Origin of the sequence: Citrobacter sp. 172116965 (assembly GCF_013458095.1) — a bacterium.
Lineage (GTDB): Bacteria > Pseudomonadota > Gammaproteobacteria > Enterobacterales > Enterobacteriaceae > Citrobacter > Citrobacter braakii.
The window spans coordinates 3,971,621-3,988,397 of record NZ_CP046673.1 but is presented as its reverse complement, the minus strand read 5'-3'; the positions used below and the strand labels follow the sequence as shown (position 1 = coordinate 3,988,397).

The 16,777-nt window shown below is 54.7% G+C and carries 15 protein-coding genes; 4 read left to right on the top strand and 11 right to left on the bottom strand.

Annotation, left to right across the window (positions count from 1 at the left end; translation table 11 throughout):
* Positions 1 to 21 precede the first annotated feature (21 nt).
* Complete coding sequence (locus GPJ68_RS19375) at positions 22 to 1,446, bottom strand: 6-phospho-beta-glucosidase (protein WP_172860515.1); 1,425 nt, start codon at positions 1,444 to 1,446, stop codon at positions 22 to 24.
* Between the two features lie 22 nt (positions 1,447 to 1,468).
* On the bottom strand, positions 1,469 to 2,923 hold the full coding sequence (gene ascF, locus GPJ68_RS19370; RefSeq protein ID WP_046274835.1) for a PTS cellobiose/arbutin/salicin transporter subunit IIBC: 1,455 nt from the start codon (positions 2,921 to 2,923) through the stop codon (positions 1,469 to 1,471).
* A 264-nt stretch (positions 2,924 to 3,187) separates the two neighbouring features.
* Between ascF and GPJ68_RS19365 the strand changes: the two genes are divergently transcribed.
* The 3 genes from GPJ68_RS19365 to hypF all read left to right on the top strand — a co-directional run bounded on the left by GPJ68_RS19365 (position 3,188) and on the right by hypF (position 7,227).
* The gene (locus tag GPJ68_RS19365) at positions 3,188 to 4,201 is read left to right on the top strand and encodes a LacI family DNA-binding transcriptional regulator (protein WP_103284144.1); all 1,014 of its coding nucleotides are present in this window, start codon (positions 3,188 to 3,190) and stop codon (positions 4,199 to 4,201) included.
* 145 nt (positions 4,202 to 4,346) lie between these two features.
* Positions 4,347 to 4,892 carry an electron transport protein HydN gene (hydN, locus tag GPJ68_RS19360; RefSeq protein ID WP_003037366.1) on the top strand — a complete coding sequence of 182 codons (546 nt, stop codon included), beginning with the start codon at positions 4,347 to 4,349 and terminating at the stop codon, positions 4,890 to 4,892.
* A gap of 94 nt (positions 4,893 to 4,986) precedes the next feature.
* Entirely contained in the window at positions 4,987 to 7,227 is a 2,241-nt protein-coding gene (gene hypF / locus GPJ68_RS19355; RefSeq protein WP_172860516.1) for a carbamoyltransferase HypF, read from the top strand.
* A gap of 110 nt (positions 7,228 to 7,337) precedes the next feature.
* Here the strand turns inward: hypF and norW are convergent, their stop codons facing one another.
* Both norW and norV read right to left on the bottom strand, forming a co-directional pair.
* Positions 7,338 to 8,471: an NADH:flavorubredoxin reductase NorW gene (gene norW, locus GPJ68_RS19350; protein WP_016157314.1), complete on the bottom strand. Its 1,134-nt coding sequence runs from the start codon at positions 8,469 to 8,471 to the stop codon at positions 7,338 to 7,340.
* The gene (gene norV, locus GPJ68_RS19345; protein ID WP_016154175.1) at positions 8,468 to 9,916 is read right to left on the bottom strand and encodes an anaerobic nitric oxide reductase flavorubredoxin; all 1,449 of its coding nucleotides are present in this window, start codon (positions 9,914 to 9,916) and stop codon (positions 8,468 to 8,470) included. Before norV ends, norW begins: the two co-directional genes overlap by 4 nt.
* A 190-nt stretch (positions 9,917 to 10,106) precedes the next feature.
* Between norV and norR the strand changes: the two genes are divergently transcribed.
* On the top strand, positions 10,107 to 11,624 hold the full coding sequence (gene norR / locus GPJ68_RS19340; protein WP_104651277.1) for a nitric oxide reductase transcriptional regulator NorR: 1,518 nt from the start codon (positions 10,107 to 10,109) through the stop codon (positions 11,622 to 11,624).
* Here the strand turns inward: norR and gutQ are convergent.
* The 7 genes from gutQ to srlA all read right to left on the bottom strand — a co-directional run bounded on the left by gutQ (position 11,621) and on the right by srlA (position 16,585).
* Complete coding sequence (gutQ, locus tag GPJ68_RS19335) at positions 11,621 to 12,586, bottom strand: arabinose-5-phosphate isomerase GutQ (protein WP_046274841.1); 966 nt, start codon at positions 12,584 to 12,586, stop codon at positions 11,621 to 11,623. The genes norR and gutQ overlap by 4 nt on opposite strands.
* On the bottom strand, positions 12,579 to 13,352 hold the full coding sequence (locus GPJ68_RS19330; protein ID WP_003037350.1) for a DNA-binding transcriptional repressor: 774 nt from the start codon (positions 13,350 to 13,352) through the stop codon (positions 12,579 to 12,581). The genes gutQ and GPJ68_RS19330 overlap by 8 nt, the downstream gene beginning before the upstream one ends.
* Before the next feature lie 70 nt (positions 13,353 to 13,422).
* Positions 13,423 to 13,782 carry a transcriptional regulator GutM gene (gutM, locus tag GPJ68_RS19325; protein WP_016154172.1) on the bottom strand — a complete coding sequence of 120 codons (360 nt, stop codon included), beginning with the start codon at positions 13,780 to 13,782 and terminating at the stop codon, positions 13,423 to 13,425.
* A gap of 98 nt (positions 13,783 to 13,880) precedes the next feature.
* Positions 13,881 to 14,660, bottom strand: coding sequence for a sorbitol-6-phosphate dehydrogenase (gene srlD / locus GPJ68_RS19320; RefSeq protein WP_003037345.1), 780 nt, complete (start codon positions 14,658 to 14,660; stop codon positions 13,881 to 13,883).
* Between the two features lie 17 nt (positions 14,661 to 14,677).
* Positions 14,678 to 15,040, bottom strand: a complete 363-nt coding sequence (gene srlB / locus GPJ68_RS19315) for a PTS glucitol/sorbitol transporter subunit IIA (RefSeq protein WP_053389534.1) — start codon at positions 15,038 to 15,040, stop codon at positions 14,678 to 14,680.
* A gap of 13 nt (positions 15,041 to 15,053) precedes the next feature.
* A complete protein-coding gene (locus GPJ68_RS19310) occupies positions 15,054 to 16,025 on the bottom strand; it encodes a PTS glucitol/sorbitol transporter subunit IIB (protein WP_016157309.1) in 972 nt (323 codons plus the stop codon).
* On the bottom strand, positions 16,022 to 16,585 hold the full coding sequence (srlA, locus tag GPJ68_RS19305; RefSeq protein WP_016154169.1) for a PTS glucitol/sorbitol transporter subunit IIC: 564 nt from the start codon (positions 16,583 to 16,585) through the stop codon (positions 16,022 to 16,024). The genes GPJ68_RS19310 and srlA overlap by 4 nt, the downstream gene beginning before the upstream one ends.
* Positions 16,586 to 16,777: the final 192 nt, after the last annotated feature.

The window sequence follows — 16,777 nt, the reverse complement described above, 5'->3', positions numbered from 1 at the left end:
ATCCGTTATCCGGCAACATTGTTATTCCAGATCGGTCCCGTTACTCGCAATCACTTTCTTATACCACCAGAACGATTTTTTGCGTTTACGCGCTAACGTGCCGTTGCCCGCGTCATCGCGGTCCACATACACAAAACCGTAGCGTTTGCTCATCTCACCGGTTGAGGCTGAAACCAGATCGATACAGCCCCAGGTGGTGTAGCCCAGCAGCGGCACGCCATCTTCAATAGCATCTGCCATGGCGCGAATGTGCTCGCGTAAATAGCTAATGCGATAGTCGTCATTGATTTCGCCGTTAGCATCGATCTCATCTTTCGCCCCCAGCCCGTTTTCCACCAGAAACAACGGCTTCTGGTAGCGGTCATACATCATATTCATGGTGATGCGCAGGCCGAGCGGATCGATACCCCAGCCCCATTCGCTGGCGGCAATGTACGGATTACGCAGCGACTTCACCACGTTAGCGGCGCTGGTATTGCCAGTATTCATTTCAGCGGAGGCGCAGCGCGATGCGTAATAGCTAAACGAGACGAAATCGACGGTGTTTTTCAGGATATCGTCATCTTCCGCCGCTTTTTCTATCACCACGCCTTTTTCGCGAAACACACGGGCAGAGTAAGCGGGGTAAGCCCCGCGCGCCTGCACATCAATAAAGAACAGGTTTTCGCGGTCTTTTTCCAGCGCGGTCCACACATCTTCCGGTTTACAGGAATAAGGATAAAAATTACCGCCCGCCAGCATACAGCCGACCTGGTTTTGCGGATTAATTTCATGGGCTATTTTAGTTGCCAGGGCGCTGGCAATCAGTTCGTGGTGGGCGGACTGATATTTCACCTGATCCTGATTCTCTCCTTCTTCAAACACCAGTCCGGCGCCAGAAAAAGGGCTGTGCAGCATAATGTTGATTTCGTTGAACGTTAGCCAGTACTTCACCAGACCGTCAAAGGCCTCGAAGCAGGTACGGGCATAGCGGGTAAAGAACTCCACCATTTTGCGGTTACGCCAGGAGCCATACTCGCTGACCAGATGCATCGGCACATCGAAGTGACACAGCGTAACTAACGGCTCAATACCGTATTTTTTACACTCGGCAAACACGGCCCGGTAAAACGCGATACCCTCTTCATTAGGCGTCAGCTCGTCGCCGTTGGGGTAGAGACGGCTCCAGGCAATGGAAGTACGAAAAACCGTAAACCCCATTTCCGCCATCAGCGCGATATCTTCTTTATAGCGATGATAAAAGTCGATTGCCTGATGGCTGGGATAAAATTCGTCATCCCGCAGCGTAAAGCGTTTTTCCTGACCCAGTTTGACGGCCATGCGGTTTGCGCCGTGGGGGATCATATCGACGGTGGTCAGCCCTTTGCCGACTTCCTGGTATGCCCCTTCTGACTGGTTGGCGGCCAGTGCGCCGCCCCATAAAAATCCTTGCGGAAAAACAGACATAGTTAACCTCAGTTCATACCAGTCAAATGCTGGCTCTATTGATATTGCCTGGTTGCGCGGCCTGGTTTTTTCTGGCCTGCGCGGCTGCATCTTCGACAGGAATATCTTCAAAGCCGAGGAGCAGTGTTAATACAAAGGAAAGCACGACCGCCAGTGCCATCACGCCAAACACCCAAACGATGGTCATCGGATTGGCTGGATCGAAAAACTGTACGCTGGTGAACAAGCCTGGAGCCGCCATGGAGTGGCTCGCCAGTCCGGCCATTCCGGCAACGGCACCGCAGATAAAGCCGCTGATAAGACTCGCAATCAGTGGGCGTTTCAGGCGGATCGCCACGCCATACAGCGCGGGTTCGGAAATGCCTGCCATGATGGCCGAGGCGGCTGCCGCTAACGCCGTCTGACGCAGTTCCGGGTTTTTGGTTTTCCATGCTACTGCCAGCGATGAACCGCCCAGCGACAAATTGGCGCCGATTTCCGACGGCATCACCATGCCTTCTTTTCCGGTTTCGGCAATGGTCTGAATAATGGTTGGCGTGAAGACGCGGTGCATACCGGTCATCACCAGCAGCGGCCACAATGCGCCCATAATGGCCACCGACAGCCAGCCGAGATAGCCGTGAATGGTATAAACCAGCGCTGAAATTGCACTACCGATCCAGATACCGATAGGGCCAATGATGACGATGGCGAGTGGGGCGGCGATCAGCACGATTAGCATCGGTTTAAGGAAGTTTTTGGTTACCGCCGGAGTGATGCGATCGACCCAGCGTTCGATGTAGGACAGACACCAGGTCATGACCAGCGCCGGGATCACCGTGTAGGTGTATTTCACCGCCGTCACCGGGATCAGGGCAAACTCAACGTGCTCACCCTGCGCGGCCTTCGCCATCAGTTCGATGAAGCTGGGATGCACCAGTACGCCTGCGATGGCGATTGCCAGCGACATGTTGGTTTTGAATTTTATGGCTGCTGAGGCGGCGACCATCAATGGCAGGAAGAAGAAGGCGCCGTCGCCGATTACGGTCAGAATAGTGAGCGTGGACGATCCTTTTACCAGCACGCCGGTCATTTCGAGGATCATTGCCAGTAGCTTGAGCATTGATCCGCCGATAATAGCCGGGATCAACGGGGACATTGTGCCGATCAGCGCGTCGAGGATCCCCGCGCCAATCCGCTTCAGCGTCAGCCGAGGTTTGGTTTGCGGCTCTGCAGGTTGCATATTGGCAGGTAACAGGCTGACTACCTCGCGATACGCCTGCGAAACGGTGTTGCCGATGATCACCTGGCACTGGTTATCGCTGCGCACCACGCCGAGCACGCCAGGGAGCGTCTTCAGCGTCGTGCTGTCGACCTGCGAGTCATCTTTGATAACGAAACGCAAACGGGTCATACAGTGGGTCACTGCTGTGATGTTGTCCACGCCTCCCAGAGCCGTCACAACCGAGCGCGCCAGCGCTGCATAATTTTTGGACATCGGATTTAATCCTGTTTTATCAGTAGAGTACGTTATGTTTTATCCGTTCACGTTGGTCGCTTTTCTGGGTTGATGAAACGCAGATAGGAAACCGGTTCCACAAAATCATGTTTAAATTACACGTAATGGGCAAGGTTTAATTTTGATCGTTTTTTATAATTGTGACTCCGATCACTATATGTCAGCGTTTGCAATTGAGCAGCAAGGACAGCGGCGAAACGGTGCAGTACACTGCGTCACATTGAGAGAAAAGGGATGAGTAATATGACCACGATGCTGGAGGTGGCGAAGCGTGCCGGGGTGTCAAAAGCGACGGTTTCCCGGGTGCTTTCCGGGAATGGCTATGTCAGCCAGGAAACCAAAGACCGCGTGTTTCAGGCCATTGAAGAGAGTGGTTACCGCCCTAACTTGCTGGCACGCAGTCTGGCAGCGAAAACTACGCAGACGCTGGGTCTGGTGGTAACTAACACCCTTTATCACGGCGTCTATTTCAGCGAACTGCTGTTTCATACCGCGCGGATGGCGGAAGATAAGGGACGCCAGTTGTTGCTGGCTGACGGTAAGCACAGCGCAGAGGAAGAGCGTCAGGCGATCCAGTACCTGCTCGACCTGCGCTGTGACGCGATTATGATCTATCCGCGTTTTCTTAGTGTGGATGAGATAGACGATATCATCGACGCCCACGCCCAGCCGATTATGGTGCTTAATCGGCGGCTGCGGAAAAATACCAGCCACTGCGTGTGGTGCGATCAAAAGCAAACCAGTTTTAACGCCGTTACTCAGCTCATTGCCACCGGGCACAAAGAGATTGGCTTTATTACTGGCTCGATGGATTCGCCTACCGGCGTGGAGCGACTTTCAGGCTATAAAGACGCGCTGGCACATCATGGCATTCCGCTTAATAATGATTTGATTGTTAAAGGGAAATGGACGCCAGCCTGCGGCGCGGCGGGAGTCGATACTTTGCTTTCGCATAAGGTCAATTTTACCGCGCTGGTGGCCAGCAATGATGATATGGCGATCGGTGCGATGAAGCAGTTGCACGCGCATGGCGTGAGCGTCCCTGCTCAGGTGTCGGTGATTGGCTTCGATGATATCGCTATCGCGCCATACACTATTCCGGCGCTTTCCAGCGTCAAAATCCCGGTAACGGAAATGATCCAGGAAACGATAGGCCGCCTGATCTTTATGCTGGATGACGGGGCGTTTACGCCGCCAAAAACCTTCACCGGTGAACTCATTCAACGCGACTCTGTTGCGCCGCTCGTTTTGCGCTGACGGCTGTCATTTGTCATCGTCACTAGTGACGATGACACGGTTTCTCTGCATTCAGCAAAATAAAATACCTTTAATAACAGTCAATTAAATTCTGGCACGATTTATGAATGCTTCGGCAGATAATCTGTCATTGCTGGAGAAATTGATGAACCGTTTCATCATTGCAGACGCCAATAAATGCATTGGTTGCCGTACCTGTGAAGTGGCCTGCGTGGTATCCCATCAGGATAACCAGGACTGCGCATCGCTGACCCCTGAAACCTTTTTACCCCGCATTCACGTCATCAAAGGCGTTAATGTCTCCACGGCGACGCTGTGCCGCCAGTGTGAAGACGCGCCGTGCGCTAACGTCTGTCCGAACGGTGCAATCAGCCGTGATAAAGGCTTTGTCCACGTGATGCAGGAGCGCTGCATTGGGTGTAAAACCTGCGTTGTGGCTTGCCCTTATGGCGCAATGGAAGTGGTCGTGCGTCCGGTTGTTCGTAACAGCGGGGCAGGTCTGAACGTCCGGGCAGAAAAAGCCGAAGCCAATAAGTGCGACCTGTGCCACCATCGTGAGGCCGGCCCTGCCTGTATGGAAGTCTGCCCGACTCACGCGCTGATTTATGTGGATCGCAATAAGCTTGAGCAACTGAGCGCTGAAAAACGCCGTCGCGCGGCGCTGGATTCCACTGCATCTTTGCTGTTCTGATATCTGAAAATCCGCGTAAAATACGTGCCGGATAAGGCGAAGCCGCCATCCGGCAAACGGACATTTCAGGGATACAATACCGCGGGAATTCATCATGACAATAAACAACCACTCCGGCGTACAGCTGCGTATTCGCGGTAAGGTACAGGGCGTCGGATTTCGCCCCTACGTCTGGCAACTGGCGCAGCGTTTACAGCTACATGGCGATGTGTGTAACGACGGTGACGGTGTGGTTGTGCGTATACAGGAAGATCCGGCAGAGTTTATTGCGCAATTGCATCAACACTGCCCGCCGCTGGCGCGCATTGACAGCGTTGAGAGCGAACCGTTCGCCTGGACGCAGCCGCCTGCCGATTTCTCGATTCGGCAAAGTGCTGGCGGCACGATGAATACGCAAATCGTTCCGGATGCCGCGACCTGTCCCGAATGTCTGGTTGAAATGAACACCCCCAGCGAGCGCCGCTATCGTTATCCCTTTATCAACTGCACCCACTGTGGCCCGCGCTTTACGATCATCCGCGCCATGCCCTACGATCGCCTGTTTACCGTGATGGCGTCATTCCCACTCTGTGCGCAATGCGATAAAGAGTATCGTGATCCGTACGACCGTCGCTTCCATGCCCAGCCCGTTGCCTGTCCGGCATGCGGTCCCCACCTCGAATGGTTTAGCGCGGGTGAGCGGGCGGAGAAAGAAGAAGCGTTGCAGGCGGCAGTATCGCGCCTGAAAGCGGGCGGTATTGTGGCCGTTAAAGGGATTGGTGGGTTTCATCTGGTGTGCGATGCACGAAATGATGACGCCGTAGCGCTGCTCAGGCTGCGCAAACACCGTCCGGCAAAACCTCTGGCAGTGATGCTGCCCGGTGATGACGGACTGCCTGAACCCGCTCGTCGTTTGCTGACAACCCCAGCCGCGCCGATCGTGTTGGTGCAGAAACGCTATATCGCAGCATTGAGCGAGGGCATTGCGCCAGGGTTAACGGAAGTGGGCGTCATGCTGCCAGCGAATCCGTTGCAGCATTTGCTCTTACAAGAGATGAATTGTCCGTTGGTAATGACCTCCGGCAATCTCAGCGGCAGACCGCCCGCTATTACCAACGCGCAGGCGCTGGAAGATTTACACGAAATTGCCGATGGTTTCCTGCTGCATAACCGCGAAATTGTGCAGCGGATGGATGACTCTGTGGTACGCGACAGTGGGGAGATGCTGCGTCGTTCACGGGGTTACGTGCCGGATGCGGTGGCGCTGCCGCCAGGATTTCACGACGTGCCGCCGATGCTTTGCCTGGGCGCAGATCTGAAAAATACCTTCTGCCTGGTGCGTGGTGAACAGGCGGTTATCAGCCAGCATTTGGGCGATCTCAGCGATGACGGCATTCAGCAGCAGTGGCGTGATGCGCTGCGCCTGATCCAAAACATTTATGACTTTACGCCGCAGCGTATCGTGCATGATGCACACCCTGGTTATGTTTCCAGCCAGTGGGCCAGCGAAATGAATCTGCCAACCGAAACGGTGCTGCATCACCATGCGCATGCCGCTGCGTGTCTGGCCGAGCACGGCTGGTCGCTCGACGGTGGTGACGTGATTGCCCTGACGTTAGACGGTATCGGCATGGGGGAAAATGGCGCGCTGTGGGGGGGAGAGTGTTTGCGGATCAACTATCGTGAATGCGAACACCTTGGCGGCTTGCCAGCGGTAGCGCTGGCGGGGGGCGATCTGGCGGCAAAACAGCCGTGGCGCAATTTGCTCACGCAGTGCCTGCGTTTTGTTTCTGACTGGCAGCGCTACCCGGAAACATCGGTGCTGCAACATCAAAACTGGAACGTGCTGGCGCGCGCCATTGAGCGGGGGATTAACGCACCGCTGGCGTCATCGTGCGGACGGCTGTTTGATGCCGTTGCCGCCGCGCTTCAATGTGCGCCGGAATCGCTGAGTTATGAAGGTGAGGCAGCCTGCGCGCTGGAGGCGATGGCATCGCAATGTGCTGGCGTTGAGCACCCTGTCACGGTGCCGCTTGATGGCAATCAGCTGGACTTAGCGGTTTTTTGGCAGCAATGGCTGACCTGGCAGGCCAAACCTGCCGAAAGAGCGTGGGCGTTTCACGACGCGCTGGCGCGTGGGTTTGCTACCCTGATGCGTTTGCAGGCCGAAGAGCGGGGGATTAAGACGCTGGTATTCAGCGGAGGTGTGATGCATAACCGCTTATTGTCAGCCCGGCTGGCGTTTTATCTGCATGATTTTACCTTACTGTTCCCGCAGCGTTTACCGGCGGGCGACGGCGGATTATCGTTGGGGCAGGGCGTGATTGCCGCGGCGCGGGCGTTGGCGCAAAAATAAAAAAAGCCCCGGGACTGGCGGGGCAAGAACTACAGGTCGGGGCATACCGACAAGTGGCAACGCACATCCATGTGCGTGAGGTTAATAAATCAAGCAACGGTATCCTGTACTTACACGGGCAGCGTTTTCAGCAGCGCAAAGGCCTCTTTCATGCGGTCTTCGCTGACGACAAAGGCACATAGCTGGCCTGCGTCGTTCATCCCTCTGGCCACCATCCCTTGCGCTTCGGCGGCAATATGCCAGTTCAGATCGCGGCGCTGGGTTTCCCCAGCCAGATGCAAGGGTAATTCCGGCGTTTTGACTTTTACCAGCATGGCAGGCAACTTCAATGGCGCATTGCCGCCGAGCAGGTTTTTCGCCAGATACATGGCGCTCAGCTGAATCGGTTGCAGGAACGGGAGTACCTGACCGTTAATTTCTGCACAGTCACCGAGAGCATAAATGTCCGGGTGACTGGTTTGCAGGTAGCTGTCGACGCAGACTCCACGATTGATGTTCAATCCGGCGCGACGCGCCAGCGCGGTTTCAGGGCGCAGACCCGTAGCGGCGATCACCGCATCGACTTCTACGCTGCGGCTACGATCGAGCGTGGCGCGAATCCCCGACTCCGTTTTCTCCAGCCCCTGAAGCTGCGATTTCAGCAGCAGGTGTACGCCCATATCGGTCAGACGATGCTGTAAGCGACTGCTTACTTCTGGCGGCATCAGCGAAGCCAGAATGCTAGCGGCGTTGTCGATAAGCGTCACCGCTTTACCAGCACGACAAAAATCCATCGCCAGTTCGCTGCCAATCAAGCCGCCGCCGACAATCAGCACCCGTTGGGCGTCACGCAGTTGTGTTTCACAGGCGCGATACTCTTGTTGGCTGTTCAATGTGAGCATTAACTCACGTCCGGTAATCGGCGGTACGAACGCCGACGCTCCCGTAGCCAGCACCAGTTTGTCGTATGGCCACTGTTGCTCCTGGCTTTTCACTACGTGAGCATCGGCATCGATGTCGGTTACCCAGGTGTGCGGGAACAGGCGCAAATTAAACTGTTCGGCAAACTCCCCCGCCGACTGGCGGGTGAGGTCGTCTGCACGTTGCGACTGACTGATAACATGGCTGAGATCAGGCTTGTTGTACTCATCCATACTGTCCGCAGCAATCAGGGTCAGCGGGACATTTGCATCCTGCTTACGGATATTTTTGACTAACTGGCGGGCGGCGAAGCCCGAACCAATAATGACAATTCCGCGGCTCATTTTGCCTCCGTTGCCAGTACGTCAAAGACGTCTTTACCTAATGAACATTCCGGGCACAGGAAGTTATCCGGCACGTCGCTCCACGGTGTTCCCGGCGCGACATCCTGCAGCGGTTCACCTTTTGCCGGGTCGTAAATCCACTGGCATACGCTGCACTGCATGCTTGGACCAAGATCAGCGGCAGCCGCAGCGGCACAGGCGCACTCTTCCTCTTTGGTTGCCGTTTTGACGATTGTTTCCGGCAGCGGAGCAAGCGCCCACTGACGTGCGATTTCACGGCCATGCTGGCGACACAGTTCCAGCGCGTCCAGATCCGGACGCCATTTCGCTTTCAAACTCAGCGACATCTCGAAACCGGCATCCTGCAAGCGTGTGGACAAACGGTCTACCGCACCGCCGCTCCAGCCGTGTGAACCAAAGGCGCTGGCGCGTTTGTTACGAAAACGCAGGCCGGTCATCTCTTCTACCAAACCGGCGATTTTTGGCATCATTACGTTATTCATCGTTGAAGTACCAACCAGCACGCCTTTAGAGCGGAAGACGTTAGTCAGGACTTCGTTTTTGTCGCTACGGGCGACGTTAAAGATTTTCACCGCCACGTTCGGGTCAACTTCGTTGATGCCCTGGGCAATGGCGTCCGCCATCATGCGGGTGTTGTTAGACATGGTGTCGTAGAAAATGGTGATACGGTCTTCCTGATAGTCAGCCGCCCATTTCAGATACATTTCAACGATTTGTGTCGGGTTGTCGCGCCATACCACGCCGTGGGAAGTGGCAATCATATCCACCGGCAGGTTGAAGCCGAGAATCTCAGTGATTTTCGGTGTAACCAGACGGCTGAACGGCGTCAGGATGTTGGCGTAGTAACGCTGGCACTGTTCGAACAGTTCGGTCTGGTCAACTTCGTCGTTAAACAGACGTTCATCACAGTAGTGCTGGCCGAAGGCGTCGTTACTGAACAGCACCGCATCGCCGGTCATGTAGGTCATCATGCTGTCAGGCCAGTGCAGCATCGGCGTTTCAACGAAGATCAGTTGCTTACCGTTGCCAATGTCCAGCGAGTCGCCGGTTTTCACCACGTTGAAGTTCCACTCCGGGTGGTGGTGGTGCCCGTTGATAGAGTCAATAGCGTTGGCTGTGCAGTAAATTGGCGTGTCCGGGATGCAGGACATCAGCTCAGTCAGCGCACCGGCATGGTCCTCTTCCGCGTGGTTAATGATGATGTAGTCGATATCTGCCAGGTCAATTTCACTGCGCAGGTTCTGCACGAATTCACGGCTAAACTTGTGGTCTACTGTATCGATCAGGACATTTTTTTCTTCACGGATGAGATAGCTGTTGTAGCTGCTACCGCGCAGCGTTTTATATTCAGTCCCGTGGAAATCACGAACTTCCCAGTCACGTTGGCCAACCCAATGAATGTTATTTTTAACCAGAATAGACATAGCAACCTCAGTAATTAATTCAGCGTTTTTCTAAAAAAGATGCTTTGCTTATTGCAGGTTGCGTGCCAACTTTTTATTTGTTGATTTTAAAGGGTTTGTTTTTTAATGCCTAAAAGGTGGTAGTCAAAATGACTATTCATTTTGTTGTCAATATGACAATATGAATTGTCAAAATGACAATGAGGTCGTCATGAGTTTTTCCGTAGACGTGCTGGCGGGTATCGCCATTGAATTACAAAGCGGTATTGGACATCAGGACCGTTTTCAACGCCTGATAACCACCTTGCGTCAGGTGCTGGAGTGCGACGCGTCGGCATTGCTGCGCTATGAGTCGCGACAGTTTATTCCGCTGGCGATCGATGGGCTGGCGCAGGACGTTCTCGGCAGGCGCTTTACCCTGGAAGGGCATCCTCGTCTGGAGGCGATTGCCCGCGCCGGGGACGTGGTTCGTTTCCCAGCTGACAGCGATTTGCCAGACCCTTACGATGGGCTGATTCCGGGCCAGGAGAGCCTGAAGGTACACGCCTGTATTGGCTTACCGCTGTTCGCCGGTCAAAATCTGATTGGCGCGTTAACGCTGGATGGTATGGAGCCCGATCAATTCGATGTTTTCAGCGATGAAGAGCTTAGGCTGATTGCCGCGCTGGCGGCGGGCGCGCTGAGCAATGCGCTGCTGATTGAACAACTGGAAAGCCAGAATATGTTGCCGGGCCCGTCGACGGCCTTCGAGCAGGTGACTGAAACCCAAATGATTGGCCTGTCGCCCAATATGCTGCAGTTGAAAAAAGAGATTGAGATTGTAGCGGGATCCGATCTCAACGTACTGATTAGCGGCGAAACGGGGACCGGGAAGGAGCTGGTAGCTAAGGCTATCCATGAAGGTTCGCCGCGCGCGGTGAATCCGCTGGTGTATCTGAACTGCGCGGCGTTGCCGGAAACCGTAGCGGAAAGTGAGCTGTTTGGTCACGTAAAAGGCGCCTTTACCGGGGCTATCAGCAATCGTAGCGGTAAGTTTGAAATGGCTGACAATGGGACGCTGTTTCTCGATGAGATTGGCGAGCTCTCGCTGGCGTTACAGGCTAAGTTGCTACGTGTGTTGCAGTACGGCGATATTCAGCGTGTGGGTGACGATCGCAGCCTGCGCGTGGATGTTCGGGTGCTGGCGGCAACGAACCGTGATTTACGGGAAGAGGTGCTGGCCGGGAATTTCCGTGCGGATTTGTTCCACCGTCTGAGCGTCTTTCCTCTTTTCGTACCGCCCCTTCGTGAACGCGGCGAAGATGTGGTACTGCTGGCCGGTTATTTTTGCGAACAATGTCGGCTGCGGCTGGGACTTTCCCGCGTGGTGTTAAGTCCCGGCGCGCGTAGTCATCTATTGAATTACGGCTGGCCCGGGAACGTGCGTGAGCTGGAACATGCCATTCACCGGGCGGTTGTTCTGGCAAGGGCCACCAGGGCAGGGGATGAAGTGGTGCTTGAGGCGCAGCATTTTGCCCTGCAGGATGAAACCCCGGCTCTGCAGGCGGAGGTTGTTGCGGAGATCCCGCTGCATCGCAACCTGCGTGAGGCAACGGAGTCATTCCAGCGGGAGATGATCCGCCGGGCGTTGGCGCAAAATAATCACAGTTGGGCGGCAAGTGCGCGGGCGCTGGAAACAGACGTCGCCAACCTGCACCGGCTGGCGAAACGTCTGGGGCTGAAGGATTAGAGAATACCTGCCTGATAGAAATCCTGCAGGTTGATAGCACCGGTGAGTTTACCGTTTTCATCTACCACCGGTGCGGCAGTGATTTTGCGCTTCATCAGGATCTCTTTGGCGTCAATGGCGCGGCTCTGGGCCTGCAGCGTAATGCCATTATGGGTCATTGCTTCGCTAACCTGAGTGGTGAGCGCTCCGCCGCCAACCAGCCAGCGGCGCAGGTCGCCGTCGGTAAAGACGCCTTTCACCAGCGACTCGTCGTCGCAGACTGCCACCAGGCCAAGACCCGTACGGCTTAGTTCCAGCATCGCGTCCATGACGCTGGTGGTGAGCGTCACCTGCGGAATGGCATCGTCACGGCGCATCAGATGATGCACTTTATTTAACAGACGAGCGCCCAGCGCACCCGCCGGATGCGAGCGGGCAAAATCTTCTTCGTTAAAGCCGCGCGCCTGCATTACGGCGATTGCCAACGCGTCGCCCATCATCAGAGTGTTCACGGTGCTGGAAGTCGGTGCCAGGCGCATCGGACAGGCTTCGCGCTCAACAGAAATATCCAGCACGGCTTTGGCTGCCAGACCCAGCGGTGAGGTCGGTTTTCCGGTCATTGCCAGCAGAGCGACGGATTTGTCTTCCAGGCGCGGAATGATGAGATCCAGTTCTTTTGCGCCGCCGGAGTAGGAAATAAACAGCATGACATCACGGCTTTCAATCATCCCTAAGTCGCCGTGCAGCGCTTCAGCCGGATGCACAAAAAAGGCGGGCGTGCCGGTACTGGCGAGGGTCGCGGCTATTTTTTTGCCAATATGGCCTGATTTGCCAATCCCGGAGACAATCACTTTGCCTTCGCAGTGGATGATAGTATTGGCGGCGCGAACAAAATCATCGCCCAGTCGTTCAGGCAGTCGGCTGGCTTCCTGTAGCTCCAGCATTAACGTCTGACGGCCCGCGTTCAGTAGTGCATCACTCATTGGTTTCTCCGGTTATGATCACTTCAATCCCTTTTGCTTCCAGCGCCTGACGAAACGCAGGGTCGATACCCGCATCGGTAATCAGCTTGTCGACGCTTTCCAGACTGCACACAACATTGGGGCTTTTGCGCCCAAATTTTGACGAGTCAGCCATCAGAATCACTTCGCGAGCGGCATTGCACATCGCTTTACTGACGCTAAACACCTCATTAAAGGTGGTCACGCCGGCATTGAGGTCAATGCCGTCGGTGCCCATGAAGAGTTTATCAAAGCTGAACTGCTCAAAGGCGTTTTCTGCCAACTGACCGTGAAATGACGCAGATTTTTTGCGAAAGGTTCCGCCGGGCATCAGGATAGTTTGCTCGTTGTCCAGCTCTGAAAGGGCGTTAACAATGTGCAGACTGTTGGTCATGACGGTGATGTTGCTAAAGCGGGTGAGCATCGGCACCATCTGCAATACGGTGCTGCCCGCATCCAGAATAATCGAGTCGCCATCGTGAATAAAACGGACGGCGGCTTCAGCAATCTGCTCTTTTTTATGCGTATTGATTAGCGTTTTGTGATCGATTGGCGGGTCGGATTCGTCTTTATTTAATACCACGCCGCCATAGGTACGAATGACGGTTCCGGCATTCTCCAGAATGACCAGGTCTTTGCGAATGGTCGTGCCGGTTGTGTCAAAGTAGTGGGCCAGTTCTTCAACCGAGCATTTTCCCTGCTTTTGCAGGTGCTCCAGTATGGCCGCCTGTCGCTGACGAGGTTTCATAGGCGTGATTACCCTGACTTATTAGGTTGCAAAATGATAATTTCGCAAGCTATTAGCATTCACAACGAAATTACCCATGTTTCAGTTTAAGCGCCAATGATAGTGCATTCTGCGCTAACGGATCATGGGGAAAGATCACATCAGGCTGTAAATCATCAAGATGTTTGCCCATTATCGTGGCAATTTTACCGGGCCTGGCAAATACAGTAAGACCTTTCATAAATAACGAATCGGTAACCCGCTGCTGTTCATCCAGCGCGATGGCGACCACCACGCGGGGTTTAAACCGTCCACCGGAACGACCTACGCCAACCCGACCCCGCTGGCAGAGTTGATCAAACGCCCGGTTAAAGCGGGATATTTGCCAGCCACCGAGCGCCAGTTGCAGGCACCAGGCGATAGCGGCGACGGTAATCAGTGCGGAAACCATAATGTGCTCCTTTGATTTTGCCGGATGGCGGCTGTGCCTTATCCGACACAGATGTGTGTAGGCCCGGTAAGCGCAGCGCCACCGGGCAATCATGTTTCTTAGAACATCACCTGACCACCGGTCACGTTAATGGACTGACCGGTGCAGTAAGAGGCTTTCGGGCTGGCGTAAAACAGCAGCATGTTCAGCACGTCCTGATAATCGCAGCCGCGCTTAAGTGGAACCTTATCAATGTAGTACTGCTCGACTTCGTCTGGCTTAAGGCCAAGCTTGGTCGCATATTGCGGTAATAATGACTGGAACATCGGTGATTTCAGCAGATTGCCGAGCATCAGTGAATGCACGGTGATCCCGTACTCTGCCAGATCCAGCGCCAGCGACTGGGTTAAACCTACGCCGCCAAATTTTGCCGCGCTATAGCCTGAGTTGTGTTTACTGCCCACTTTCCCTGATTTGGAGTTGATCTGGATAATGCGTCCCTGGACGCCATCGCGGATCATCAGGCGTGAAAATTCACGTGCGCAGAGGAAGTAGCCGACCAGATTCACCTGCAGCGAGCGGTCGAAATCCCCAAGCTGAAAGTCGCTGATAAACGCGGCTTTTGCGATACCCGCGCTGTAAACCAGCAGATCGACGCGGCCAAATATTTCATCCACTCCGCGCGACAGCGCCAGCACACTCTGTTCGCTGGTGGCATCAGCGCCAAAACCGTAGGCGGTGCCTTCGCCAAACTCGGCGTTAATTTCCTGCGCGACGTTGGCGGCTTTATCGCTTTGGATATCCACCACCGCGACGCGGTACCCTTCTGTCGCAAGCCCACGGCAAAGGAATGCCCCCAGGGTCTGGCCTCCACCAATGACAACGGCAACCTGATTCATCTTTATCTCCTTCAATCTTAAGCAATAAACTTCAAAATACAGCCCGGTGCGATACCGTCCGGTACGGGGCCCGCAACGTGTACGGTGCCGGGAAATTCCGCTTCACTCAGTCCGTCAAAACGCAGAGTGATATGCCCCAGTTCACGTAAGTTTTGTTCCGCCACGCTGCCAACGGCTGTGACCGGGTAGCGATGCTGGCTTAGCTCAAATTGGATCCCAGCCTGCAAAGAGCCGTTCAGCTCCCCATGGCAATGGATGAAGCAAAATTCTTCGATATCCGCAGGCGCGCCTTCACGAAAGGTAATTAGCATCTGGTCGCAGAGTGCATCCGGGGCGCTCTGGCCGATGCGGGTGATGGTGGTTTCATAAATCACGGTCATTTTTGAGTGCCTCTTATTGGTAAATAAAGCCGGAAACAAACCAGGCGATGAGAACGGTCGGTGCGCCGGTCAGAAAACGACTCACCAGTACGGATGGCACACCGACGCGGACCGTGTCCTGGCGCGCTTCGGCTAGCGACAATCCGACTGGAATAAAGTCGCATGCCGCCTGAGCGTTAATGGCGAACAAGGCAGGTAGCGCCAGATGCGGAGGAATGTTCCCCAAACCAATCTGTACGCCGATCAGGACGCCGATAACCTGGGCGATGACCGCACCAGGGCCGAGGAAAGGGGACAGCAGCGGGAAAGAGCAGATCAGCGCCAGGGTTACCAGCCCCAGCGGATGGCTGGCCAGCGGTGCGAGTCCATGGGCAATCCAGTCCCCCAGGCCAGACGCCATAATGATGCCGATCAGCGCCGAGACGAACGCCATAAACGGCAGAATGGTTTTCAGGACGGTATCGATAGTGTCTCGCCCAGCCTGAAACAGAACCGCAACGGCTGAACCCATTCCCATGCCGACTTTTGCCAGCAGACCGTCGCTTTGTTCGGTAATTTTCTTGCTGGTGTCGTACTCGCGACCCATCGTGCTGTTTGCTGGCGTTGGCGCAGCGGATGCTTCACCGACGACGGTAATGTTTTCTTCTTTCACGCCAGAGACATAGATATCTTCGATAATATATTGGGCCAGCGGACCTGATTTACCCGTCGCGTGAATATTCACTGTTGGTATACGGCGTTTTGGATAGATCCCGCAGCGCAGCGTGCCGCCGCAGTCGATGATCGCCACGCCAATTTCGTTCTCTGGCGGCTCGCCTTCTTTGAAGCCATCAACGGCCTGCCAACCTGTCAGGCTGGCTATCCTGTCGACTATTGCGGGGCGAGTCCCGGCGGTGATATAGACAATTTTCTTGCCTGGCACGGCATCCAGTTCAAGCGGGCCGCCCCAGCCGCCGGTGCCTTTTTCAATACGAATACGCGTCATGATGCTGCTCCCGCCAGATGTACTTTCTGCTCAAGTTGAATGCCCATTTTTTTCTCAAAGATGGTGGTGGTGAAATCGGTCACCCAGCCGCGGAAGAAGTTGGTCACCAGGCCGACCAGCAAATAGCTCACCGCCAGCGGGCCGAGCGGAAGACCCAGCGTGGTCAGTCCGCTGGCGATCCCCAGATAGACGAACAGCTCACCGGGGTTGATGTGGGGAAATAAGCCGTTCATTGAATGGCAGCTGTAAGAGGCGGCTGCGTAGTAGCTGGGCTTGAACTTTTCCGGCATAAAGCGGCCCAGGCTCAGTGTCATAGGATTACAAAACACAAATGTGCCGATGCACGGCAGCAGTAGATAGCGGGACAGCGGGTTTCCGGCGCAGCGCTGGGCAAAACGTTCAATACGTTGCTGACCGATAAAGTTAATCAGCGCATTCATGATGACCAGCAGACTGATCAGCAGAGGCAGAATACCGGTCACCATGCCGGTAAACACCTCTCCGCCTTTCTGGAACAATCCGATAAACCACTCAGCACCGAGTGTGATGGTGTCGATCATTATTCTCTCCTGTAGGGGTTTTAGTTATCTTGCCAAACGGTAACTAATTTTAATCAGATCGAAAGATTTAAAAGTGTTATTTTGATCGCAAAATGAAAGATAAATATTTTGATTTGAAAGGTTGTGCGTGAGAACGCGCAAATGTGCCGGTCAGGAGTGTAAGAGGGGGGAAATTCTGTGAAGGAGAGCGAC

Coding starts and splice junctions, on each gene's coding strand:
- srlD (WP_003037345.1), bottom strand. CDS start 14,660: ATGAATCAGGTTGCCGTTGTCATTGGTGGAGGCCAGACCCTGGGGGCA.
- GPJ68_RS19365 (WP_103284144.1), top strand. CDS start 3,188: ATGACCACGATGCTGGAGGTGGCGAAGCGTGCCGGGGTGTCAAAAGCG.
- GPJ68_RS19375 (WP_172860515.1), bottom strand. CDS start 1,446: ATGTCTGTTTTTCCGCAAGGATTTTTATGGGGCGGCGCACTGGCCGCC.
- srlA (WP_016154169.1), bottom strand. CDS start 16,585: ATGATCGACACCATCACACTCGGTGCTGAGTGGTTTATCGGATTGTTC.
- gutM (WP_016154172.1), bottom strand. CDS start 13,782: ATGGTTTCCGCACTGATTACCGTCGCCGCTATCGCCTGGTGCCTGCAA.
- srlB (WP_053389534.1), bottom strand. CDS start 15,040: ATGACCGTGATTTATGAAACCACCATCACCCGCATCGGCCAGAGCGCC.
- GPJ68_RS19330 (WP_003037350.1), bottom strand. CDS start 13,352: ATGAAACCTCGTCAGCGACAGGCGGCCATACTGGAGCACCTGCAAAAG.
- ascF (WP_046274835.1), bottom strand. CDS start 2,923: ATGTCCAAAAATTATGCAGCGCTGGCGCGCTCGGTTGTGACGGCTCTG.
- norV (WP_016154175.1), bottom strand. CDS start 9,916: ATGTCTATTCTGGTTAAAAATAACATTCATTGGGTTGGCCAACGTGAC.
- hydN (WP_003037366.1), top strand. CDS start 4,347: ATGAACCGTTTCATCATTGCAGACGCCAATAAATGCATTGGTTGCCGT.
- gutQ (WP_046274841.1), bottom strand. CDS start 12,586: ATGAGTGATGCACTACTGAACGCGGGCCGTCAGACGTTAATGCTGGAG.
- hypF (WP_172860516.1), top strand. CDS start 4,987: ATGACAATAAACAACCACTCCGGCGTACAGCTGCGTATTCGCGGTAAG.
- GPJ68_RS19310 (WP_016157309.1), bottom strand. CDS start 16,025: ATGACGCGTATTCGTATTGAAAAAGGCACCGGCGGCTGGGGCGGCCCG.
- norR (WP_104651277.1), top strand. CDS start 10,107: ATGAGTTTTTCCGTAGACGTGCTGGCGGGTATCGCCATTGAATTACAA.
- norW (WP_016157314.1), bottom strand. CDS start 8,471: ATGAGCCGCGGAATTGTCATTATTGGTTCGGGCTTCGCCGCCCGCCAG.